Consider the following 22,337-nt stretch of genomic DNA (forward strand, 5'->3'; position numbering starts at 1 on the left):
GAACAGCCCTCGGGTCGGTGAGTTTCACTGTGGGCTCGGCCTGCGGACCTCCCGGTGCGGGGCGGCGGGCCGGCGGACGGCAGTGGGCCGGGGGAGAGGGTGCGGCGCGACACCTTGCCGTCGATAACCAGAAGGCTTTAGTTTTGATTCTGTGGGGGAGAACCACACGAGGCACGCGACAGGGCCCGGCTCTCCGCGGATGAGCGGCACGACCACGAAGCCCGGCCCGTGTGGCACCCCACGACACCCGAAGCACTCCAGGACCCGCTCCCACCGCGCGACGGAGGAAGGCCGACACCCATGAGACTCTCCGAGGCACCCACCGCGGGGCCGATCGCACCGGACCCCGACGGCGCGGACCGCCCCTACTGGGACGGCCTGCGCCGGGGCGAGCTGCGCATTCCGTGCTGCGAGAACTGCGGCCGCCACGTCTGGACCCCGCAGCGGATGTGCCCCCAGTGCCAGAGCACCGCGTTCGCCTGGCCGGCCGTCGCCGCGACCGCCACCGTGTACTCCTGGACCCGCACCTGGCACCCGTTCCTGCCCGAACTCGCCGACCACGTGCCCTACACGGTGGTCCTCGTCCAACTCGACGAGGTCCCCTCGGTCCGCCTGCTGGGCATGCTCGTCGACGATGAGAGCGCCCTGCGGATCGGAGCCCCCGTCCACGGTGTGATCCAGCCCCCCGGCCCGCTCACCCACGACACCCCGGTACTGCGCTGGAGGCTCACGGCATGACGGTCGAACTGCGCGGCGCGACAGCCGTCGTCGGCATCGGGGAGACGCCCTGCCACAAACGCGGCACAGCACCCCTCGACGAGGACGGCCTGCGGCTGGAGGCCATCGTCGCGGCCTGCCACGACGCCGGCGTCGCCCCCGCCGACATCGACGGCTTCTCCTCCTACGGCCACGACGCCGAGGCGACCAGCCTCGTCCCCGCTCTCGGCACCCGCGAACTGCGCTGGGCCTCGCAGGTGTCCGGCGGCGGAGGCGGCGGCCTGGGCGCGGCCCTCGCACAGGGAGCCGCCGCCCTCGCCCTGGGCCAGGCCCGGTACGTGATCGTCTACCGCGCACTGGCCCAGCGCCAGAGCGGCCGGCTGTCCTCGGCGGTCTCCAGCTACTTCTTCGACGAGCACTACCGCGCACACGGCCTGGTCTCACCCGCCCAGGTCTGCGCCCTGCGCACCCAGCGGATGATCGAGCACGACGGCATCCCGGCCGGCGCGCTCCAGGCGTTCGCCCAGGCCTGCTACCTCCACGCCCGCCGCAACCCGCTCGCCGTGGGCCGCGAGGTGGACCTGACCGACGAGACCTACCTGGCCTCACGCATGATCTCCGAACCGCTGCGGCTGTTCGACTCCTCCCGGGAGAACGACGGAGCCGGAGCCGTCCTGCTCACCACTGCCGAGCGTGCCCGGGACCTGCGCCGGCCACCGGCCTACATCCTCTCCGCCGCCCAGGGCGCCGGAGCGGACTGGGGCGAACTGCACGAGAACGATAGGGACTACACCTCGGCGGGCTTCGCCCCACTGGCCCCACGGCTGTGGAGCGACGCGGGCATCGGGCCGGGCGACGTCGACGTCGCCCAGATCTATGAGAACTTCACCGGCCCCGCCGTCGCCGCCATGATCGACCTCGGGCTGGTGACCCGGGAGAACGCCGGCGAGTTCCTGACGGTCGAGAACCTCACCGCGCCGGGCGGCCGGCTGCCGGTCAACACCGGGGGCGGCAATCTCGCCGGCGGTTTCGTCCACGGAATCGGACTGGCCGCCGAAGCCGTCCGCCAACTGCGCGGCACCTCGCCCAACCAGGTCCCCGACGCCAGGATCTCCCTGCTGACCGGCGGCCCCTCCGCCCCCCTGGTCAGCGCCGTCGTCCTCGGGAGCGCGGACACGCTCTGACCCCGCGGGAGATGAGGGGATGCGCCACCGGGCGCGGGGAACCGGCGCGCCGTCCGCGGCACCCCGCGCCCGCCTCCCCGGCCCCCGCGCGGGTGCCCCCGGCGGCCGACCTCCGCCCCTTCGTGTCACGAGGACCTCCCCCACCCACATCACCGACAGGAGTGGCCCGGCAATGACACACGACACCTACGTGGACGGCGCGTGGAAGGCCTCGCACACCCGCGACCGCGTGGACGTGATCAACCCCGCGACCGAGGAACGCGTCGGCAGCGTCCCGGCGGGCGCCGCCGAGGACGTCGACGCGGCCGTGGCCGCCGCCCACCGTGCCCTCGACGACTGGGCGCGTCGCGATCCCGCGGACCGCGCCCGGCTGGTCACCCGTCTCGCGGACGAACTGGAACGGAGTCAGGACGAACTGACCGACCTCGTGGTCGCCGAGGTCGGCACGCCCCGCCGCGTCGCCCGCTGGGCACAGGTCGGCTTCGGCATCCTGGATCTGCGCAGCGCCGTCGACGGAGCCCGGCAGATCACCTGGGAGCAGCCGGTCGGCAACTCCCTGGTCCTTCGGGAACCGGCCGGAGTGGTCGGCTGCATCACCCCCTGGAACTACCCGCTGCACCAGATCACCGCGAAGATCGGGGCCGCCCTGTGCGCCGGCTGCACCGTGGTGGTCAAACCCAGCGAAGTGGCACCTTTGACCGCGCTGGCACTCGCCCGCGCGGTGCACGAGGTGGGCTTCCCGCCGGGCGTCTTCAACCTCGTCAACGGCTACGGCACACGCGTGGGCGAGGCCCTGGCAGCCCACCCGGACGTCGACATGGTCAGCTTCACCGGCTCCAACGCGGTGGGCCGCCGGGTTCTCGCACTGGCGTCCGGCACGGTGAAGAAGGTCGCCCTCGAACTCGGCGGCAAGAGCGCCAGCGTGGTCCTCGACGACGCCGACCTGGAGCGGGCCGCCGCGTTCACGGTGCGCAGCTGTTTCCTGAACGCGGGGCAGAGCTGCAACTCCCAGACCCGCATGCTGGTGCCGCGCGGCCTCCTGAGGGAAACGGAGGCCCTCGTCACCCGGGCCGTGGCCGCCTACGTGCCGGGAGACCCGCTGGATGAGTCCACCAGGATCGGCCCGCTGGTCAGCCACGTCCAGCGCGAACACGTCCTGGAGTACATCCGGCAGGGCATGGGCGGCGCTCGGCTGGTCACCGGCGGCCCACAGCCCCCCGCGGGCCTGCCCAGGGGCTACTACGTGAAGCCGACGGTCTTCAGCGACGTACCGCCCGGCCTGCCGATCGCGCAGGAGGAGATCTTCGGCCCGGTCCTGTCGATGATCCCCTACGACTCGCAGGACGAGGCCGTGGCCCTCGCCAACGGCACCGTCTATGGCATCGCCGGCGCGGTGTGGTCCGAGGACCGCGACCGGGCCCTGGCGACAGCGCGTCGTCTGGCGGCGGCCCAGGTCGAGGTCAACGGGGGCCGCTTCAACCCGGCCGTCCCCTTCGGCGGTTACAAGCAGTCGGGACTGGGCCGTGAGGGCGGGGTCTACGGCGTCGAGGAGTTCCTGCAGCTCAAGAGCCTCCAGCTGTAACCCGGCGGGCACCGGAGGGGCCCGGCACACCTCAACGGGCGGACCGGGCCCACTCCAGACGGTCCGTCAGCGTACGGCCGGAACGGGTCCGCAGATCCTGCGTCTCCAGTACCAGACGGGGCCCCGACCACGACACCCTGCGGACCAGGACGGCACCCACGTGCTCGACGTACAGCGACATCTCCACGTGATGGAACACCAGGCCGTCCCGCAGCACGAAGCGGCCCGCGTAGCCGACGAAGCCCAACGCGGCCGCCCCGCGCTCCTCGTCGGTGGCGTCGGTGAACGACCTGCCGGACGTCCAGGGGCGTTCGCGCCTCATCAGGAGCGCGCAGACCCGTCCGTCACGCTGGTAGACGAGCTGCCCCACGGGGTCGGGCCCCAGGGGACGGCCGATGACCTCCGCGTCGACCCGGCGGGTGTAGTCGACCAGGGCCCAGGTGCCGTGGAGGCGGTCCGGCGCGTCCGGCTCCTGCGCGCGCCCGGCCGCCGGCCCGGGCGGTGACGGCTGCGCCGGGCCGGCGGACGTGTGCGGCTGATGTGTCATGACGACCCCGTTCGGTCTGCGGTGCGGACGGGCGCGGGCCCGCCCCCGGGTTCTTCCGTACCGGGCTCGGTACGGGCTCCTGTGTGTCCACGGCGGCCGGGGCCCGTGTGCGCGGAACGGTGACGGTGTCCTCCCAGGGGAGGGCACCCGTCCGCACGCCCCGGCTGCCTGGCAGATGCCGGCAGCCGGGGGCGCGCACATCCGGGCCCCGAGGCGGGACTCACGCGGCGGAGGGGGCTTCCTGCCGTTCGGCGGCCGCGGGTCCGTCGTTCAGACCGGTCCGCGGCACCAGCAGCACGAGTAGCGCCGCGGCCACCGCCGCGAGGGCGAAGAAGTAGAACACCCACGAGGTGCCGAGCGACGATCCCATGATCAGACCCACCAGGATCGGCCCGAAGACGGCTCCCAGACGCCCCAGTCCCACCGCCGCACCGAGCGCCGTGCCACGAGCGGCCGCGGGATAGTAGATCCCCACGAACCCGGAGACGGCCGTCTGCGCGGACGAGCAGAACCCGATCACGAGCACCATGGCGAAGACGACCGCCTGCGGCGGGTGCAGGGTCAGGAAGGCCACGGCCAGGGCGGCGCAGACGAACCCGGCCGAGATCACCGGACGCGGACCCCAGCGGTCGGCGAGACCGGCCAGGATCAGCATGCCGATCGTGCTGCCCAGGTAGAAGGCGACCAGGAACGTCAGAGCGGACCCGAGGTCGTAACCGGAGGCCCGCAGAAGCTGCGGGATCCAGGTGTTCATGCCATACCCCAGAAGGAGCCCGCAGAAGCTGATGACCGGGAAGAGCAGCGTCGCGACCCGGAACCCCGGCGCGAACAGCAGCTTCAGGGACGCGGTCCAGCTCGGCTTCACCGCCGCGGGCCCCGCCGCGGGCTCGGCCGGCACCTCGACCCCGTAGCGCTCGGCGAGCTGCCGCGCCTCCTCGTGCCGACCCCGGCTGGTCAGGAAGGCGAGCGACTCGGGGATCCGCCGGTAGACGCCCGCGAACAGGACCAGACCGATGACGCCGCCCAGGACGAACAGGGAGGTCCAGCCGAAGGACGGCAGAAGGAAGATCGCGAGGAAGGCGACCAGGCACCCGCCGATGGGGAAGCCCGTCTGGACGACACCGTTGTAGAACTGCCGCTTGTCCAGCGGCACGTACTCCATGGTCAGGGCGATGACGGTGGGGAGGGCTCCGCCGAAGCCGAAGCCCGCCAGCAGCCGGAGCAGGCCGAAGACCTCCAGGTTCGGGGCGACCGAGCACAGCAGGGTGAACACGCTGAAACTCGCGACGCAGGCGAGCACCGTCGGCCGCCGGCCGATGATGTCGGCGACGTAACCGGACAGCAGCGCCCCCAGCATCATTCCGATCAGGGAAAGACTGCCGATGACACCGGCCGACGCAAGGGTGATCCCCCACTGTTCGGACTGCAGCAGGGTCGGCAGCACGGCGCCGTACATGCCGCTGTCCAACCCGTCGATGAGAGTGATCGCCAGACAGGCGAAGACCACCGACCGGGCACCCGTCGAAGTTCTCGGACGCACTGCCGAGCTGGGTCGAGTCAAGGGAAACTCCTTGTCGTGGAGCAGACGTCCGTCCGGCCCGGTGGGCCGGACGGTCTGAGAAGCGGATGTCCCTCCCACCGGGCACCCGGCCCGCGGGAGGTCACCGAGCGGGCCCGAAAGGGCCCGCGGCATCAGGCCGGTGCCGGGTACCGGCGGGCGCCGGAGCGGCGCGCACCGGTGGGGCCGGCCGTCGTGTTCCGGCCGCCGGCCGCATGGGCGCGGCAGCATCGCGCTCCGGTGGTCGTTCCGAGAGGATTCCCGCACCCCCGGCCCCCCTCGCCGCCGGATGGGAACCACGGACCGGCCCCGGGGACACCGGGCACCGGAACGAAGAGACAAGGCAGACCGACGAGCACCTTCGATCCTCCTGTTGGACGTGCCGGCCCGCGCCGGCCACCGGAAGAACCGCAGTGCCGCACGGGGACACACGTCGTGCGCCGGGCGGCGGGAGAGAGAAGAGGACGAACTCAACGATGCCGACGCCGCCTCCGATCGGAGGCGGCGGCCAGGAATGCTCTGGTAAGGCGCTGGACCATTTAACTTATGGCCGTAGTTTATGGTCAAGAGTCAGGCAGGAAGAACTTTCCGGCCCGCGCGCCCGCCGGTCGAAGGGCCGCCCCGGGCGCGGTGTTCCCCGCCCCGTCCGGCGCGCCACCAGGTCGCCGGTCTGCGCCGCAGTGGTCGGCAAGCCGGGCGGGCACCATGAACTGCCTTGTCAGGTAAGGGGATGAGGGCGCGGACGGTATCCCGGGGCGGGGGAGGGGGACGCAGGATCCTGCACGGGGCAGCGGCGCCATCCGGGGTCCCGGTTGCCCGCCGCCGGAGTGCCCAGCCCGTGGGGGTCCGACGGCCGCGGCTCCACGCCACACCCCGACAAAACCTATGACCTTAAGGTCAGTGATGGTCTTTCCAAGCAGAGCGGAAGGCGAACGCCGGCCCGGCGGGCCACCGGTCTTCGAAAACCGGGGCCCTGCCGGACCGGCGCACCGACGTCCGGACGTGTGAGCGGATGCTCAGTGTCCGGACATTCCCCCGTCCACGGCGAGGGTCGTGCCGGTGATGTAGCTCGAGGCCCGGCTGGCCAGGAACACGATTGCCGCGTCGAGTTCCCGCTGGGTGCCCGTGCGGGCCAGCGGGCTGGTCGCACGCAGGAAGCCCTCGAGGGTCTCCGCGGGCATCTCCGCGATCATCTCCGTGGCGACGAAACCAGGCGCCACGGCGTTGACCCGGATCCCGCGGCGTCCCGACCACTGTTGCGACAGGTCCCTGGTCAGACCGATGAGGCCGGCCTTGCTCGCGGCGTACGCGGCCTGCGGCAGCACAGACTTGATCAGGCCGAGCACGCTGGCGACGTTGACGATGCTGGACCCGGGGCCCATGACCCGCGCGCACGCCTGCGCCATCCAGTACGCGCCCATCAGGTTCACGTCGAGGACCTGGCGGAACTCCTCCGGGCGTTCGCGCAGCGCGGGCACCGCGGAGGAGACGCCGGCGTTGTTGATCAGGACGTCGACGTGCCGGAAGCGTTCCACGGCCGCCGCGACGGCCGCCTCGCACTGCTCCGGATCGGTGACGTCGGTGGTGACGACGAGGCTCTTGCGGCCGATGGCGGCGATCTGCTCGGCCGTCTCCTGGAGCCGGTCCGCCCGTCGGGCCGTCAGGACCACGTTCGCCCCGGCTTCGGCCAGCGCGAGGGCGAAGCCCGCTCCCAGGCCCGAGCTGGCGCCGGTGACGAGCGCGGTCGTTCCGTCCAGCCGGAACAGATCCAGCACCCCGTCGCCGGGAAGGGGGCGGTTCGTCGTGGTCGTACCCATGTGCCGTCCTTGCCTCTTCTGGTGCCTTCGGCCGTGCGGCACACGGTGCCGCACGGCCGAAGGCACCGGTTGGTCTGCGACCCGGAGAAATGAGATGACCGCGCCGGGGCGCGCGCCGGGCAGGCCCGGCGCGCGGGGCTCAGTCCGTGCCGTCGGCCGCGAGCAGCCGCTGGGTCTCCCGGTGGAAGACCTGGTTCGCGACCTCGTTGCGGCCGAAGATCATGGGCCCGGCATCCTGGCTGGACAGCGCTGTCTGAGAGCCGCGCAGCAGCGGGAAGTCCTCCGCGTGCAGGACGTCCAGCAGGATCTGCCAGTTCCTCTCCCAGCGCTTGTTCCAGGTGGCCTCGTCGTAGGAGGTCTCCTCCAGACGCGGCACGATCACCCGCATCTCCATCCGGCACCGGCCCGGATCGACCGGGTCGGGACGGAAGGTGAGCAGCTCGAAGTGATTGTCGGGCAACCGCAGCAGGGTGCTGTTCGGCAGCAGCAGATGCGACTCGGTCACGTGCTTGGCGAGGCTCTGGTCCCCCGGGTCCTCGTCGATCCACCGATCGATCGTCTTGCGGGGCGCGAGCCAGCGGCAGTGCCGCCCGTAGTCCTCGAACGCGTACACGTTCGTGTGGACGATCTTCCCGGCGGTGTTCGGGTGGGCGTACTGGATGTGGTACCCGTCCAGGAACGCGTCCTGCATCAGCTTCCAGTTGCACGGCTCGTCGAAGCCCTCGGCGCGGAAGGAGACCAGATCGCCGAGCTTGTAGCCCCGCAGGACCGCGTCCATCTCCGGGCCCAGCCAGGCGGCGACGTCGATCTCGGCGCCGACCGCGTCGATCACCCAGATGAACCCGTGCCGTTCCTCGGCGGGGAGTTCGAGCAGCCCGTACTGCGAACGGTCGATGTCCCCGAAGGTGTTGTCGCGTGTGATCGTGCGCAGGGTGCCGTCGGTGTCGTAGGACCACCGGTGGTAGCCGCAGGAGAACAGCCGGCACTTGCCCGACGGCTGTTCCTCCAGCAGGGCGCCCCGGTGTCGGCACTGGTTGACGAACGCCTTGATCCCGCCGTCCGCCTGCCGCACCACGATGGCCTTGTTGCGCGGCAACTGCAGGGTGATGAAGTCGTTGGGCTCGGGGATCTCCGAGCTGTGCGCGACGATCGACGGGACCCGCCCGAAGATCAGCTCTCGTTCCCGGGCCGCGAGGTCGGCGTCGGTGAACTCCGTCGGGCTGAAGGAGACCGTCCCCTCGAACTGGTCGGTCGTGTTGTTCCGCAGATGTTCGAGCAGGCGACGAATTCGTTCTTCGCGCATTGCATCAAGTTCCGGCACGTCGTCCTCCTGTACTGTCCGCATTCACTTGCGCCGCTGCGGTCGCTCGGCCCCAGAGGCAGGTGCGGTCTCGCGACGCGGGATGCGAGACACACGGCATCACGGCCCTTTTCTCCGGCCCCGCCGAGGAGCTGCGGGAACGGAAGCGAGAGGGGCGCTGGATGTCCTACGGGTGGGGCACGTCCCCCACCCGTCGGCGACCCCGGGGCGATGACTCGCTCCAGGACGTCACTCGTGTGAGCGGAAAAGCTCACTTAATCTTATGGCTATAGGTTTTCTCGGTCAAGTGAACGGCCTCTTCCCCTTGGGTTCTGGCGTCTGCCAGCTACCTAAAGGTAGTAGGTAAAGACCTGAGGGATCCCGGGGTCGCCCCCGATCGCCCCCGCCCCCGGGCCCGGCCCCGGCCCGCGGACCGGCGGACACGGTAGGCCCCGTCAGCCCGCAGCCGGCCGTCCGCCGACCGGCACCCTGAAGCACACATCGGTCTGGTCGTGGTGGAAACCCAGGGCGCGGCAGACCCGCACCAGCGGCTCGTCCAGCGGATCGACCGACATCTCCACCTCGCGCACCCCCGTGTCGGCCAGCCGTCCCAGAGCCGACGCGAGTAGCGCACGCCCCACCTCGTGCCCCGCGGCCGCGGGGCCGGCCGCCAGTGCGTGCACCGAGCCCAGGCCGGACTGCCCCTCGCCGCCCAGGGGTCGCGCCGAGAACGCCACGAACCCCAGGACCTCCTCCGCCGGCCCGTCCACCGCGACCAGCACCTCCTGCGAGGACAGATCCGCCCACGCGGCCCCTCCCGCGGTGCGCGCGATCGCCTCGACCGCGGCCTCGTCCCGGCCCGGCAGCAACCGTCGCAGGCGGACCCCGGCGGGCGGCGCGACCTCGGCCATGCTGTTCGCCCTGCGCAGCGGCCGGATGATCCGCCACAGCACGGCCTCCGGGGTGGCGCCGAAGCGCCGCGCCATCCGCTCGGCGGCAGGGTGGGACCCGTGGGCCCAGGCCCGCAGCGACCGGGTGCCGTCGCCGGCCCAGTCCGCCGCTCCGCCGTCCGCCAGGCCCAGCCGCTCGAACAGCAGGGTCGCGATCCCGAGCGACCTGAACCCGGGACGCACCACGAACTCGACCCGGCCGACCCCCTCGGATCCCGTCATGACCCGCAGGAAGGCGACGACGGCCTCCTCCTCGCCCGCTCCGGCCGGACCCACCTCCTGCGACATCCGGACGATAAGCTCCGACAGGCGCCCGGCTTCGTCCCCGCCGAAAGCGGACGGCACGGGAGGCACGGCCGAGAACCCCTGCTCGGCGTCGAAATCCGCCGCCTCCCGCAAAAGACTGACGACCTCCGGATCAGTGCCGAAGGAGGTGCCCCACTCATACGTGATCACGGATCATCCTCGGTTGTCGGGTCGTCGCCGGGGCGCTCCCTCCCCGGCGGCCCGCGAAGGTGCACCGGAGCCGGGGGAATCCCGGGAGGGTGCACGCGTCGCCCGTGCGACAGGTCCCTCGTGACGCGGCACGTGCGGTGAGGGCGCGCCGCGCGCGGCCCCGGCGCTGCAGGGAGGTTCATGGTGCCGGAAGGGCCCCAGGGCAACGACAACGTCAGCAGCTCATTACCTCCAAGCTATAGGTATAAGGGAGTGCTCACAAGCCTGGAGCGTAGGACGAGGCCTTGCTATGTCTAGGAGTTGACTCCACTCCGCAGACCGAAGAGCGCCCAAGAAAACTAGAACCTTATGATTAGTCCGAGGTGGAGGAAGCCTCCCCGGATTCGGCGGAGCGCAGGCCCGCCCGCACGGCCCCCGGGGCCGACGCCGCTCGCCGGCCCGGCCGCCGCGGTCCCATCCACGCGGCGGGTGCGGGATACTTCGGCCATGCCCCGACCGCTCCAACCACTACTCAGCCGCGAAGCGATCATCGCCGCCACCCTGAAGATCATCGACGTGGAAGGGATCGATGCGTTCAGCATGCCTCGCCTGGCAAAGGTGATGGGAGTCCGAGCGCCGTCGCTGTACCACCACTTCAAGAACAAGACGGAACTCATGACGGAAGTGGCCCGGGTGATCGTGCTGGACACGCGCTTCCCGCGCCGTCCCGCCGATGAGAACTGGCCGGACTTCTTCGTCGCTCTGAGCCTGAATTTCCGGCGCTCGATCCTCCGCCACCGCAATGCCGCTCCGATTCTCCTGGAGCACCTGCCACGCGACGTCCTCATCACCATGTACGAAAGAGTGGCCCGCTTCCTAGATAAGGCAGGCGTTCCCCCACACCTGCACGTGCTCATCCTCGACGGGATGGAGAAACTGAGCCTGGGAGCCAGCCTCAGCGAGGCCATGAAGACCCCGGAGAGCCAGGCGCAGATCTTCCCCAACGTCAATTCCCAGGAGGAACCCACTCTCGCCACGGCCCTCGCCGCCAACGAATGGAGCGCCGAGCAGATCTTCGCCCAGACGATCCGCAGCTTCCTGGCGGGCGTCATGCAGCTGGACGCGCAGCAGCACCAGGAGGCGGCGCCCCCCGCGCAGCGGAGCGCAGGCCGGAAGGCCTGACCCCGGCCGCCGCGCCCTCTTCCCGCACCGGGCCGGAGGCGCGGCGGCGCCTCCGGCCGCCCGTGCCGCCACGCGGTACGGACGGCCGGACCGCACGCCCCAGGAAGGACTCCGAGCGCGAACCCTTGCCCCTTGTTATCTAAGGGCTTTAGGCTGAGGGTGAGTTCGCGCAGTGAGCGCCGGCTCGGGTTCCGCAGGGGCGTGACAGCCCGACGGTCACCGATGGGGAGGCATGTCCAGATGTCCACGGAGTCCCAGGAGTTTCACGAGCTGTACAGGCGGCACGTCCAGTACGTCCTCGAAGGCGACGTCAGGGCGTCCCTCGCGGACATGGTGCAGGAGAACATCCCCCAGGTTTTTCACGGGGTGACCGTCCCGCGCGGGAAGGTCGATTCCCTCCGGATCGTCGACATCCGGCCCGAGGGTGACACGTGGGTGGGGGAAACGGTGTACGACACCTCCCAGGGGCGCATCGGGCTGCGGTCCATCTGGGAGCTGCACGACGGCTCCTGGAGGGCCGCTGCGCTGGAGAACTTCCCCCGGGGGAGGAGGGTTGACCTCCGGGCCCGCCCGCCGGGCGCCGGCTGCACCCGCCGTCGACGGTCGCACCGGTAGCGGCACTCCCGCCGGGCCAGGAATACATCCCGCAAAAACCTTGTCCGGGATACCTGAAGCTCTTAGATTAATCGTCCACGGTCACGCGAACGGATCCCGCCATCAGGGGCTCGCGGGCCAGGTGCGTCGAGAAGTGTGTGGCAGCCCGTCCGGCCGCAGAACCCGGTCTCTCCGGTGCACGCCACACGAGGTCGGCCGGCCCGGCGGGGCGACCGACGCGCGCGGTCCCGTCCCCGGCCCCTGTGCCGTCGAACGGAACGCGCCGCTGGGCAGCGGCGGACCCGCTCCTTCCCGGTGAGGAAACGACCCGGCTGTCACCACGACATGTGACGCCCTTCATCAGAATTTTTTCGGCATGAGCTCGGGTGTATCTGCTGGTGCGCCGCGAGAGGACGACTTGTTCGGCGGCCCGAAGTGCTGAAAGAGATCGCGGACAGAGCGCAGGAGGAACAGACGTGAGCGGGACGCTCGTGAGTACCCTGACCTGGTGGGCTCGGAACATTCCTGACCAGCCGGCCATCGATCTCGATGGCGACGTGGTCACCTACCGGCAGTTGGAAACGTGGGCGGACGGCGTGGCCGCTGACCTCAGCGGAGCGGGAGTGGGCCACGGGGACCGGGTGTCCCTCGTCGGCCAGAACTCCCTGGAGTGGTGCGTCGCCGCGCTCGGCGCGATGAAACTCGGCGCCATCGTCGCACCGTTCAACCATCGGATGGTGGCGCGCGAGCTGACCGGCCTGCTGGAGGACTGCGAGCCGACCGTCGTCTATTGCGACGACGCGCTGCGCGACCGGCTCGACGAGGCGCGCCAGGGCCTGCCGTCCGTCGGGATCAAGTCGCTGCAGGGCGACGTCCGGCCGTTGCGGGAGGGGGAGCACGAGCCGGTCACCGCCCCCGTGACGGAGGTGTCCGAACCCGCCGCCATCGTCTACACCAGCGGCACCACCGGAAGACCCAAAGGCGTGATCTTCACGCACGCCAGCATCGCCGGCGAGATGCACGAGTGGTCGCTCATGGAGCCGGTCCAGCCCAACGGCCTGCGGCCGCTGCTCGTGCTGCCGCTGTTCACCGCGGCGGGCATCGTCTGGGGACTCGCCCGGGTGGTCATCCACGGCGGCACCCTGCTGCTGCAGACTCGTTTCGACCCACCGAAGGCCCTGCGCGTCCTGGCCGACCAGAAGGTCACCACATTCACCGGCCCACCGATCCTCTTCGAACAGATCGCGGCCGAACCGGGATTCGACCGGGCCGACCTCAGCAGCCTGACGACCGCCCACGTCGGCGGGGCACGGGTCCCCGTCGACCTGCTGACCTCCTGGCAGCGCAAGGGCGTCTCGCTGCGCCAGATCTACGGCCAGACCGAGATCGGCGGGTCGGCCACCGTGATGCCCCGTCACGAAGCCATGGAGCAGCCGGAGAAGTGCGGCTGGGGAGGCGCGTTCACCAAGATCAGGGTCGTCGACACCGAGGGCAACGACTGCCCGGCGGGCAAGCCCGGACAGATCCTGTTGCGAGGGCCGGGAATGATGCCCGGCTACTGGCGCAACGAGGAGGCCACCCGCGCGGCGATCGTGGACGGCTGGCTGCACACGGGCGACATGGGAATCCTTGACGAGCACGGTTACCTGACCTTCGTCGACCGCATGAAGGACATGATCATCTCGGGTGGGCTGAACATCTCGCCGACCGAGATCGAGAACGTTCTGCAGGAGATGCCCGGCGTCGAGGAGGTGGCCGTCATCGCGGTCGAGGACGCCAAGTTCGGCGAGACACCGGCCGCCCTGCTCAAGACCAGTACCCCGGTCGAGCCTGCCGACGTGGTGGCGTACTGCAACGAACGGCTGGCCGACTACAAGGTCCCGCGGTACGTCGTGTTCCTCGACTCGGCCCTGCCCCGCATGGCCAGCGGCAAGATCGCCAAGCGTGAACTCAAGGCGACCTATGCCACCCTGCCCCAGACGCACACCAAGGTGCGCTGACCACACCACGGAGGCCGTCCCTGATGGAGCGTGCGAAAGTCGCGGTGGTGACCGGCGGCGGGCGGGGCATCGGAGCCGCGGTGTCCCGCCGGCTGGCCGCCGACGGCTTCGCGGTCGCGGTCAACTACTCGCGCAGCGACCGCGAGGCGAAAGCACTGGCCGACGGGATCACAGCCGGCGGAGGCCGGGCGGTGGCGATCCGGGCGGACGTGTCCGACGCGCGTGAGGCGACCGCCCTCATCGAACAGACCACCGAACGGCTCGGCGCTCCCACCGTGCTCGTCAACAACGCGGGAGTGAACGCCAACGGTTCGGCGAGGTCGCAGCCCCCCGAGCAGTGGGACCGGGTCGTCGGCGTCAACCTCAGTGGCGCCTACTACTGCACGCACGCGGCACTGCCCGGGATGTACGAGGCGGGCTGGGGCAGGGTCGTCTTCTTCGGCAGCCCGAGCGGAGGCCGCGCGCTGACCCCCACCATGAGCGCCTACGCGGCCGCGAAGGCGGGACTGGTCGCGATGGCCGGCGTCATGGCCAAGGAAGTGGCCCGGCGCGGGATCACCGTGAACACGGTGGTGCCCGGCTTCGTCGAGACCGACATGGTGCGCTCCGCCGGCGAGCGCGCGGTGGAGAACCTCCACGCCGGCTGGCCGCGGGTGCCCGCCGACGCGGTGGCATCGGTCGTGTCGTTCCTGACGGGCGACGAAGCCGCCCACGTGTCCGGCGAGGAGATCGGTGTGTGGCTGGGCGGGCCGGTCTCCGTCTGAGCGGCCCGCCTCCCGGCGCGCCGGGAAGGCCGCCGACGGCACCCCCGGCCGGGGCCGGCCCCGCACCACGAGGGGCCGGCGGCCCGAAGCCGTGCGGGGTCCCGCCCCGCGACCGGCACCGCGGGCACGACAACACCCTCCGGCGCCACCGTGCCGGACCGAGCCGCGTGGCGCCGGACGCCCGCGGAGGAAAGGGCCGTTGATGACAAGCCCACTGACAAGGCACGGGCCGGCCGAGGCCGGCGGCCCGGCCGGGTACGGGCGCCCGCGCGCGCCACGACGGAGGCCCCTGTGGTGAGGAGGACGTCGTACTGCCGCCTGTGCCCCGCCTGCTGCGGGGTCGGTGTCGAGATCGACGGCGAGCGCATCCTGCGTGTCCTGGGGGACCGGGAGCACCCGCTCTCCCAGGGGTTCACCTGCCCCAAGGGGCGACGGGCCGGCGAACTCATGCAGGGGCCGGGCCGACTGACCACCTCCCAGCGGCGCACACCCACGGGCGGTCACGAACCGGTCGACGCGGCACGGGCGATCGCGGAGGTGGCCGAACGGCTCAACCGGATCGTCCGGGAGCACGGCCCGGACGCGGTGGGCCTCTTCATGGGCACCCAGCACAACTTCGCCACGCTCACTCCCTTCATGGCACGGGCGTGGTTCCGCGGCCTGGGCTCACGCAAGCTCTTCTCCACCATGACCATCGATCAGTCGGCGAAGTGGCTGGTGGCCGCCCGGATGGGCCAGTACACCGGCGGGCCCCAGTCGTTCGGCGACGCCGATGTGTGGCTGCTGGCGGGCACCAACCCCCTGGTCTCCGTCAACGGAGGCGACGGGGACGGCGCCCTGGTCACCAGCCCGTCCGCGAACCTGAAGGCCGCCCGGGACCGGGGGCTGCGGCTGATCGTGGTCGACCCCCGCCGCACGGAGACCGCGGCACGGGCCGACATCCACCTGCAGCCCAGACCCGGACACGACGCTCTGCTGTTCGCCGGCATGCTCCACGTCATCCTGCGGGAAGAACTCCACGATCGTGACTTCTGCGCCCGGTACGCGGACGGCCTGCCCGAACTGCGGGCGGCCGTGGCGAAAGCCACCCCCGACGTGGTCGCCCGCACCTGCGACGTGCCCGCCGACGACCTGGTCAGGGCGGCCCGGCTGTTCGCAGGGCCGGCCGGGGCATGGCGACCACCGGAACGGGCGTCTGCATGGGGCCCCACTCCAACGTCGCCGAACACCTGGCTGCCTGCCTGAACGTCGTCTGCGGACGCTTTCTGCGGGAGGGCGAACCGGCACGGGGACGCGGCGTACTCATGGGCGACCGGACGGCCCGGGCGGAGGTGCTCCCCGCGGACCGCGACTGGGAGAACGGATTCCGCAGCCGCGTGGGCGGTCACGGACTGATCCGCGGCGAGCTGCCCTCGGCACTCCTGCCCGACGAGATCCTGCGGCCCGGACCCGACCGGATCAGGGCCCTGGTGGTCTCGGGCGGCAACCCCGTGCTCGCACTGCCGGACCAGGACACGGCACAGCGCGCGCTGAACCACCTGGAACTGCTGGTGTCGATCGACACCAGGATGTCGCAGACCGCGCAGCTCGCCGACTACGTGATCGCGCCCACGATGCTGTACGAACGCGCCGACCACACCGCGCTGATGGAGACCTTCTTCCCGCAGCCGTTCGCCCAGTACACACCTGCTCTGGTGCCCCCGCCGCAAGGAGTCATCGAGGACTGGCAGTTCTTCTTCCGGCTGGCGGCCGCCATGGGGCAGAAGCTGCGCTTCGCGGGAAGGGACCTGGACACTTCGCGGCTGCCCGCATCGGAGGAACTGCTCGACATGGTCGCCGAACGCGGCCGGGTCCCCCTGAACGACGTCCGCCGGGCGCGGCACGGCCTGCTCGTCAGCCACCCCGCCACCACGGTCGCCGCGCCCCGCCCGGACCGGGCGGGCCACCGCCTCAGCCTGCTGCCCCCCGACGTGGCGGCGGAACTCGACGCCGCCCTGGAGGACGAGGCCGCGAACGACGGCTTCCCGCTGCGGCTGGTGGTGCGCCGGATGCGGGAACTGGTCAACTCGCTGGGGCGGGACGTCGCCGGACTGCCGCCGCACCCGTACAACCCGGCCTTCCTGCACCCCGAGGACATGGAACGCCTCGGCATCGAGGACGGCGCCCCGGTCATGGTCCGGTCGCCGCACGGATCCGTCGACGCCGTCGCACACGGTGACGCGTCGGTGCGGCCCGGCGTCCTGTCGATGTCCCATGGGTGGGGGAGCGTCGACCCCGCGGCGGACCCGCGCGAGTGCGGCAGCAACGTCAACCGGCTCACCTCCCTGGACCACGCCGCCCAGCCCATCAACCACATGCCGACCATGACGGCCGTACCGGTGACGGTCGTACCGGCGGAGCGGCGGCCGCCGTCCCGCGCCCACCCGGACGACCCCTTCCTCCCGGCCACCGGGAGGGCTGGGGAAGCGACCCCACCGCACACTCGTTTCGCATGACCCCACACCACGGGAGCGGTCCCGGACTCGGAGGCAGGCTGTGACCCAGAGGCGAACCGCGACGTACTGCCGGATCTGCGAAGCCGCGTGCGGTCTGATCGCGACGGTCACCGACGGCGTGCTGACCGGACTCGAACCGGACCGGGAACACCCCGTCTCCAGGGGCTTCGCCTGCGCCAAGGGGCTGGCCGCGGTCCACATCAACACGGACGCCGACCGCCTCCGGGTGCCCCTGGAGCGGATCTCGGCGACGGACACGCGGGAGCGGAGCTGGGACACCGCGTCGGACGCCATCGCGGGCCGGCTCTCCGCCCTCGTGAACGAGCACGGACCGCAGGCCGTGGGGGTCTTCCTGGGCAACCCCGCTGGATTCAACAGCCTGCTCGGCGTGGGCACGCCCGAGGTGTTCGCCCGGCTCGGCGTCGACCGGATCTTCTCCTCCGGCACCCAGGACACCATGAACAAGTACGCCGCGAGCGCCGCCGTCTACGGGTCCAGCCTCCTGCACCCCCTCCCCGACGTGCGCAACGCCGACGCCGTGCTGCTGTTGGGGAGCAACTGGCGGGTCAGCAAGGGCACGCTCATCTCCATGCCCAACGCCTACAACGACCTGGTCGGCGCCGCGTCCAGGGGCGCCAGGATCTGGTTCGTGGACCCACGCAGAACCGAGAGCTCGGGACGGCGGACGGGGGAGGCGGTCCAGATCAAACCCGACACCGACGCGTACTTCCTCGCCGCGCTGCTGTGCGAGATCGACCGGACGACGGGCTTCGTGGACGGGCTGTCCGACGTGGCGCGCAACATCGACGGGCTGCGGGAGTTCGTCCGCCGGTACCCGCCCGAGCGGGTCGCGGACGTCTGCGGCCTCGACGCCCGGACGATCCGCACGATCGCGCGCGAGTTCGCCGCCGCCCCCAGGGCCTGCGCCTACATGGCGACCGGCGTGAACATGGGGCGCCAGGGCACCCTCGCCTACTGGCTGCTGCAGATGCTGGTCCTGGTCACCGGCAACCTCGACACCAGGGGTGGGAACATCCCGGGGCAGGAGGTCTACCCCTACATCGCCAGGGGCCGGGCGGATCTGGAGGCGGAGCTCGTCCGTGGGGAGTTCGGGGACATGCGGCGCGGGCACCTGCCGGGCGTCCTGCTCGCCGACTACATCCTCGACGCGGCCGAACCGATCCGGGCCCTGTTCGTCATGGCCGGCAACCCACTGCTCAGCATCCCCGGAGAGGGCCGGCTCCGCGAGGCGCTGAAGAGCCTCGAAATGCTCGTGGTCGTCGACATCTACCCGAACGCGACCAGTGACTACGCCCACTGGCTGCTCCCCGCCACCGACCAGTACGAACGCGAGGACATCAACCTGGCCCTGCCCGGAATGCAGCCGGACCCGTTCGTCCACTGGTCGCCCCGGGTCGTGGAACCCCGGCACGGGCAGCGCGAGGAGTGGCGGATCCTCGCCGGACTGGCGCGGAGCCTGGGACAGCCCAGCGTGCTCGACGAGGCCGACCCGGAGGCCGCACGGTGGAAACGGGTCGACCACATGCTGACACGGGGCGGACTCAGCCGCGCGCAGGTCACCGGGCAGCCGCGGGGGATCGCCGTGGGCGGCGGACTGCGGCCGGGTGCGCTCTTCTCCGGGCACGTGCACACCCACGACGGGCTCGTCGACTGCCGACCGGCCGTCTTCGCCGCGGCGATCGAACGCCTCGAGCGGTTCTTCGGCGAACTTCGCGCCGAGCCCGAGGACCAGCTGAAACTCATCACCCGCCGGTCGGTCAAGTGGCACAACTCCTGGTACGCGAATGTGCCGTCCATGAAGGCCGGGACCCGCGACCGCAACCGGCTCGGCATGAACCCCCGGGACGCCGGCCGCAGGGGAGTGGGGGACGGGGATTTTGTCCGCGTGACGTCGGCGTACGGCACGCTGAAGGTGACGGCCCAGCTCGATGAGACGCTGCGGCCGGGGGTCGTCTCGCTGGAGCACGGCTGGGGGCTCCAGCGCGGGCTCGCCCTGTCACGCGAGTTCCCCGGGGCCAACGTCAACCGGCTCACCCCGCACGGGCCGGGCGCCTACGAACCTGTTTCCAACCAGGCGCAGTTGACCGGCGTCCCCGTGGAGGTCGCCCCCGCCCCGGAAGGGGCTTCGGGGGAGGCCGCGGAGTGAGCGGCGGCGCCCCCCCTTCCCTTTACCTAAAGCCTTGAGGTAATTATCTAAAGCCTATAGGATATCTCTTCAGATGGGTTTGCCGACCTCCGCACCACGCGGCGGCATGACGCGAAAGGGCTGACATGGCAGGCTGGGACTTCGCCAGTGTCTTCGAGGCCGTGGCCCGTGTGCACCCCGAGCGCACTGCGTTCGTCCACGGGCAACGGCGAGGGACCTGGGCGCACTTCGACGACCGTGCCTCCCGGCTCGCCACGGCCCTGGAGGCCGCCGGCCTCACTCCGGGCGATGTCGTGGCCGAGTACATGCGCAACGGTCCCGAATACCTCGAGACCTTCTTCGCCGCCGCCAAGTCGGGCCTCGCCCCGATGAACACCAACTACCGTTACGTGGACGACGAGCTCGTACAGATCTGGTCCGACGCCGACGTGAAGGCTGTGGTCTTCGACGCCGAGTTCCGCGACCGGGTCGACCGCGTACGCCACCGGCTGCCCCACGTCAGGCTGTGGCTCGAAGTGGGCCAGGGCACCATCTGGGCCGCCTCCTACCAGCAGGCGGTGGACACCCACCCTCCGCGTCCGCACGGCGGCGGACGAGCCGACTCCCTGATCCTCATCTACACCGGGGGACGACGGGACAGCCCAAGGGCGTGATGTGGCGGCAGGGCGACATCCTCTCGCTGCTCAACACGCAGAACCGGCGCCCCCTGCCCGACCACGGCGATCGCCAGGCCATCGAGGACCACCTCGCCACGCACACACGCGAGATCCGGTCACTGGTCGCGAGCCCGCTGATGCACGGTGCCGGCCTCTTCTACGCGATCGCCGCGCTGAGCGGGGCCGGAACCCTCGTCATGGTGCCGGGAACACGGTTCGACCCCGAGCAACTCCTCGACGTCACGGAGGCCGAGCGGGTGCAGTCCCTGGCGATCGTCGGGGACGCCTTCGCCCGGCCGATGCTCGCAGCACTCGACCAGAACCCGGGCCGGTGGGAACTGCAGAGCCTGCGCGCCGTGTTCTCCTCCGGCGTCATGTGGAGCCGCCAGGTCAAGGAGGGCCTGCTGCGCCACGTGCCCAAGGCGCGCCTGCTCGACGGACTCGGGTCGTCGGAGGCGTCGGCCGTGGCGTCGACGGTCTCAGTGCGGGGGAACGTGGCGGACACCGGCTCGTTCGTCCCCTCCGACCGGGCGGCGGTCCTGCTCGACGACGGCACGCTCGCCGAGCCGGGAGACGGCAAGGTCGGCCGCCTCGCCGTCACGGGCTGGATCCCGGTGGGGTACCTCAACGACCCGGAGAAGTCCGCCCAGGTCTTCGTCGAGGCCGCGGGACGCCGCTGGTCCGTCCCCGGCGACCTGGCCGAACTCGACGCCCACGGGCGGATCCAACTCCTCGGCCGCGGCTCCAGCTGCATCAACACCGGCGGGGAGAAGGTGTTCGCCGAAGAGGTCGAAGAGGTCCTGAAGCAGCACCCGGGCATCGCGGACGCCGCGGTCCTCGGCGTGTCCGACGAACGCCTCGGCAGGAAGGTCGTCGCCCTTCTTCGGGCGGGGGAGCGGCCGCCGTCGGAGGAGGAACTCCACACCCACGCCCGCGCGCACCTGGCGGGCTACAAGGTGCCCAAGCACATGGCCTTCGTCGACTCGCTGGAACGCGCGGACAACGGAAAGCTCGACCACCGCCGGCTGACCGGCATCGCGGAGAGTAAATGGGGGACGGCCACGCCTGACCCGGACCGGCAGCCGCGGCCCGCACCGCCTCCCTCGGCCTTCGTCACCGGCCGAGGGAAGCAGTCGGCACGGACCGGGACCATCCCACGCACGACTGCGGGACTCCAGGACGGACACGGGCGGCGGACCGCCCCGAGGACGACGGCGCCGGCTCACGCCGGACACCCTCTGTGGCCCGGCCTGAAGAGCGTGAGACCCTCATCGACGAAGAGGCACCCGATGACCATCGAAGACCCTTCGGCACCGCAGACCGCCGGCCCCTCGGGCCGTCACCGGCCCGCCGCCCGGGCAGCGTGCGCCGTACCTCGACGCTCGACACACGGTGGCCCGGCGGATTCGGCACCGGGCTCCACATCGAGGGACGGGCCCGCGACCTCTACACCCCGGCCGACGGCCGGCCCCGCTCGTCCTCGCCGAGGACCGGCTGCGCGTCCGGTTCACACCGGCGAGCCGGGTGATCGAGGAGATCGAGTCGACCCCGGTCAGGAGTGAACTGGCCCTTCTCGCCGGCGCCCGCTGCGGCGGCGGATTCCGCACCCTGCTGGCACAGGCCCTACCGCGGGAACGGGACACCGGAACGCCGCTGTACCTCATGCTGGACGACCTCGCCGCGGTATCACTGATCGCGGACTTCGCCGTGACCCGGTGGCCGTCCGCCGAGCCCGGTACACCCCGGACCACGGTGAGCCCGCAGGAAGGCGTCTGTACGGGCTTCATGCCGGGATCCAGCGCCCTGAGCCCCGACCGGGTCCGCGAAGGCGGCGACCGGACCCGCCGGGTCGTACCGCTGCCGCACCCCGACGACCCGGCGGGCTGGCACGAACTGGCCGTGCCCGCTGAACCGTCGATGCGCCGGGCCCGGCGCATCGACGTCACACCGGGCGAGGTCATCGGCGTGGACGCGATGTTCCAGGACAGCGCGACAGTACCCGAGGGCGGCCGGAGCGCCGTGCACGAATACCGGCTGCACGCCACGGCCCACGCACGCACCGGGGTCCTCCTCAGCCTGCGGGCCGAGCCGCGCATCCTGCCGTACGACGAGTGCCCGCTGGCCGTGCTCAACCTGGACCGGCTGCTCGGGACACCTCTGGCGGACCTGCGCACCACCGTGCCCAGGGTGCTGCGCGGCACCGACGGGTGCACGCACCTCAACGACGCCCTGCGCGCGCTGGCCGAGGTGCCCGTCCTGGTGGCCGCGCTGCACCGGCGCGCGCAGGAGTGAAGACGCCGGGACGGCAGGCAACACCTGGAAGGAACGGTCCGCCAGGAGCCTCACCCCCGGAGAACACGACGCCCCGGGCAGATCACCGCAAGGCGAG

General features: G+C 71.4%; 17 protein-coding genes and 1 pseudogene. 13 read left to right on the forward strand and 5 right to left on the reverse strand.

Annotated elements, in window-relative coordinates:
* Positions 1-300 precede the first annotated feature (300 nt).
* The 3 genes from WJ438_RS37500 to WJ438_RS37510 all read left to right on the forward strand — a co-directional run bounded on the left by WJ438_RS37500 (position 301) and on the right by WJ438_RS37510 (position 3,483).
* Positions 301-738, forward strand: coding sequence for a Zn-ribbon domain-containing OB-fold protein (locus tag WJ438_RS37500; RefSeq protein ID WP_406729127.1), 438 nt, complete (start codon positions 301-303; stop codon positions 736-738).
* Positions 735-1,901 carry a thiolase C-terminal domain-containing protein gene (locus WJ438_RS37505; RefSeq protein ID WP_406729128.1) on the forward strand — a complete coding sequence of 389 codons (1,167 nt, stop codon included), beginning with the start codon at positions 735-737 and terminating at the stop codon, positions 1,899-1,901. Before WJ438_RS37500 ends, WJ438_RS37505 begins: the two co-directional genes overlap by 4 nt.
* A 172-nt stretch (positions 1,902-2,073) precedes the next feature.
* Entirely contained in the window at positions 2,074-3,483 is a 1,410-nt protein-coding gene (locus tag WJ438_RS37510) for an aldehyde dehydrogenase family protein (RefSeq protein WP_406729129.1), read from the forward strand.
* Between the two features lie 31 nt (positions 3,484-3,514).
* Here WJ438_RS37510 and WJ438_RS37515 read toward each other — a convergent pair whose 3' ends face one another.
* The 5 genes from WJ438_RS37515 to WJ438_RS37535 form a co-directional block, all read right to left on the reverse strand.
* Positions 3,515-4,030 carry a lipocalin-like domain-containing protein gene (locus tag WJ438_RS37515; RefSeq protein WP_406729130.1) on the reverse strand — a complete coding sequence of 172 codons (516 nt, stop codon included), beginning with the start codon at positions 4,028-4,030 and terminating at the stop codon, positions 3,515-3,517.
* A 220-nt stretch (positions 4,031-4,250) separates the two neighbouring features.
* Complete coding sequence (locus tag WJ438_RS37520) at positions 4,251-5,591, reverse strand: MFS transporter (protein ID WP_406729131.1); 1,341 nt, start codon at positions 5,589-5,591, stop codon at positions 4,251-4,253.
* Positions 5,592-6,604: 1,013 nt separating this feature from the next.
* Positions 6,605-7,405, reverse strand: a complete 801-nt coding sequence (locus WJ438_RS37525; protein ID WP_406729132.1) for an SDR family NAD(P)-dependent oxidoreductase — start codon at positions 7,403-7,405, stop codon at positions 6,605-6,607.
* A gap of 139 nt (positions 7,406-7,544) precedes the next feature.
* Complete coding sequence (locus WJ438_RS37530) at positions 7,545-8,726, reverse strand: aromatic ring-hydroxylating dioxygenase subunit alpha (RefSeq protein WP_406729133.1); 1,182 nt, start codon at positions 8,724-8,726, stop codon at positions 7,545-7,547.
* Positions 8,727-9,160: 434 nt separating this feature from the next.
* The gene (locus WJ438_RS37535; RefSeq protein ID WP_406729134.1) at positions 9,161-10,111 is read right to left on the reverse strand and encodes a GNAT family N-acetyltransferase; all 951 of its coding nucleotides are present in this window, start codon (positions 10,109-10,111) and stop codon (positions 9,161-9,163) included.
* Positions 10,112-10,597: 486 nt separating this feature from the next.
* Here WJ438_RS37535 and WJ438_RS37540 point away from each other — a divergent pair, with 486 nt between their 5' ends.
* The 10 genes and pseudogenes from WJ438_RS37540 (at position 10,598) to WJ438_RS37585 (ending at position 22,240) form a co-directional block, all read left to right on the forward strand.
* Positions 10,598-11,272, forward strand: coding sequence for a TetR family transcriptional regulator (locus WJ438_RS37540; protein WP_406729135.1), 675 nt, complete (start codon positions 10,598-10,600; stop codon positions 11,270-11,272).
* A gap of 240 nt (positions 11,273-11,512) precedes the next feature.
* Positions 11,513-11,887 carry a hypothetical protein gene (locus WJ438_RS37545; protein ID WP_406729136.1) on the forward strand — a complete coding sequence of 125 codons (375 nt, stop codon included), beginning with the start codon at positions 11,513-11,515 and terminating at the stop codon, positions 11,885-11,887.
* 455 nt (positions 11,888-12,342) lie between these two features.
* Complete coding sequence (locus WJ438_RS37550) at positions 12,343-13,866, forward strand: class I adenylate-forming enzyme family protein (RefSeq protein WP_406729137.1); 1,524 nt, start codon at positions 12,343-12,345, stop codon at positions 13,864-13,866.
* A 23-nt stretch (positions 13,867-13,889) separates the two neighbouring features.
* Complete coding sequence (locus tag WJ438_RS37555; RefSeq protein ID WP_406729138.1) at positions 13,890-14,630, forward strand: SDR family oxidoreductase; 741 nt, start codon at positions 13,890-13,892, stop codon at positions 14,628-14,630.
* Between the two features lie 294 nt (positions 14,631-14,924).
* Positions 14,925-15,875 carry a molybdopterin-dependent oxidoreductase gene (locus WJ438_RS37560; RefSeq protein ID WP_406729139.1) on the forward strand — a complete coding sequence of 317 codons (951 nt, stop codon included), beginning with the start codon at positions 14,925-14,927 and terminating at the stop codon, positions 15,873-15,875.
* Positions 15,803-17,125, forward strand: coding sequence for a molybdopterin dinucleotide binding domain-containing protein (locus WJ438_RS37565; protein WP_406729140.1), 1,323 nt, complete (start codon positions 15,803-15,805; stop codon positions 17,123-17,125). The genes WJ438_RS37560 and WJ438_RS37565 overlap by 73 nt, the downstream gene beginning before the upstream one ends.
* Before the next feature lie 40 nt (positions 17,126-17,165).
* Positions 17,166-19,292: a molybdopterin-dependent oxidoreductase gene (locus WJ438_RS37570; RefSeq protein WP_406729141.1), complete on the forward strand. Its 2,127-nt coding sequence runs from the start codon at positions 17,166-17,168 to the stop codon at positions 19,290-19,292.
* 125 nt (positions 19,293-19,417) lie between these two features.
* Positions 19,418-20,493: pseudogene (locus tag WJ438_RS37575) on the forward strand (AMP-binding protein); the annotation flags it as partial.
* A 228-nt stretch (positions 20,494-20,721) separates the two neighbouring features.
* The gene (locus tag WJ438_RS37580; RefSeq protein WP_406729929.1) at positions 20,722-21,510 is read left to right on the forward strand and encodes an AMP-binding enzyme; all 789 of its coding nucleotides are present in this window, start codon (positions 20,722-20,724) and stop codon (positions 21,508-21,510) included.
* Positions 21,473-22,240 carry a DUF2889 domain-containing protein gene (locus WJ438_RS37585; RefSeq protein WP_406729142.1) on the forward strand — a complete coding sequence of 256 codons (768 nt, stop codon included), beginning with the start codon at positions 21,473-21,475 and terminating at the stop codon, positions 22,238-22,240. Before WJ438_RS37580 ends, WJ438_RS37585 begins: the two co-directional genes overlap by 38 nt.
* Positions 22,241-22,337 lie beyond the last annotated feature (97 nt).

Source organism: Streptomyces sp. GD-15H (assembly GCF_045291515.1).
In the GTDB taxonomy this organism is placed as follows: Bacteria; Actinomycetota; Actinomycetes; order Streptomycetales; family Streptomycetaceae; genus Streptomyces.

Coding starts and splice junctions, on each gene's coding strand:
- WJ438_RS37515 (WP_406729130.1), bottom strand. CDS start 4,030: ATGACACATCAGCCGCACACGTCCGCCGGCCCGGCGCAGCCGTCACCG.
- WJ438_RS37555 (WP_406729138.1), top strand. CDS start 13,890: ATGGAGCGTGCGAAAGTCGCGGTGGTGACCGGCGGCGGGCGGGGCATC.
- WJ438_RS37540 (WP_406729135.1), top strand. CDS start 10,598: ATGCCCCGACCGCTCCAACCACTACTCAGCCGCGAAGCGATCATCGCC.
- WJ438_RS37565 (WP_406729140.1), top strand. CDS start 15,803: ATGGCGACCACCGGAACGGGCGTCTGCATGGGGCCCCACTCCAACGTC.
- WJ438_RS37545 (WP_406729136.1), top strand. CDS start 11,513: ATGTCCACGGAGTCCCAGGAGTTTCACGAGCTGTACAGGCGGCACGTC.
- WJ438_RS37510 (WP_406729129.1), top strand. CDS start 2,074: ATGACACACGACACCTACGTGGACGGCGCGTGGAAGGCCTCGCACACC.
- WJ438_RS37525 (WP_406729132.1), bottom strand. CDS start 7,405: ATGGGTACGACCACGACGAACCGCCCCCTTCCCGGCGACGGGGTGCTG.
- WJ438_RS37505 (WP_406729128.1), top strand. CDS start 735: ATGACGGTCGAACTGCGCGGCGCGACAGCCGTCGTCGGCATCGGGGAG.
- WJ438_RS37500 (WP_406729127.1), top strand. CDS start 301: ATGAGACTCTCCGAGGCACCCACCGCGGGGCCGATCGCACCGGACCCC.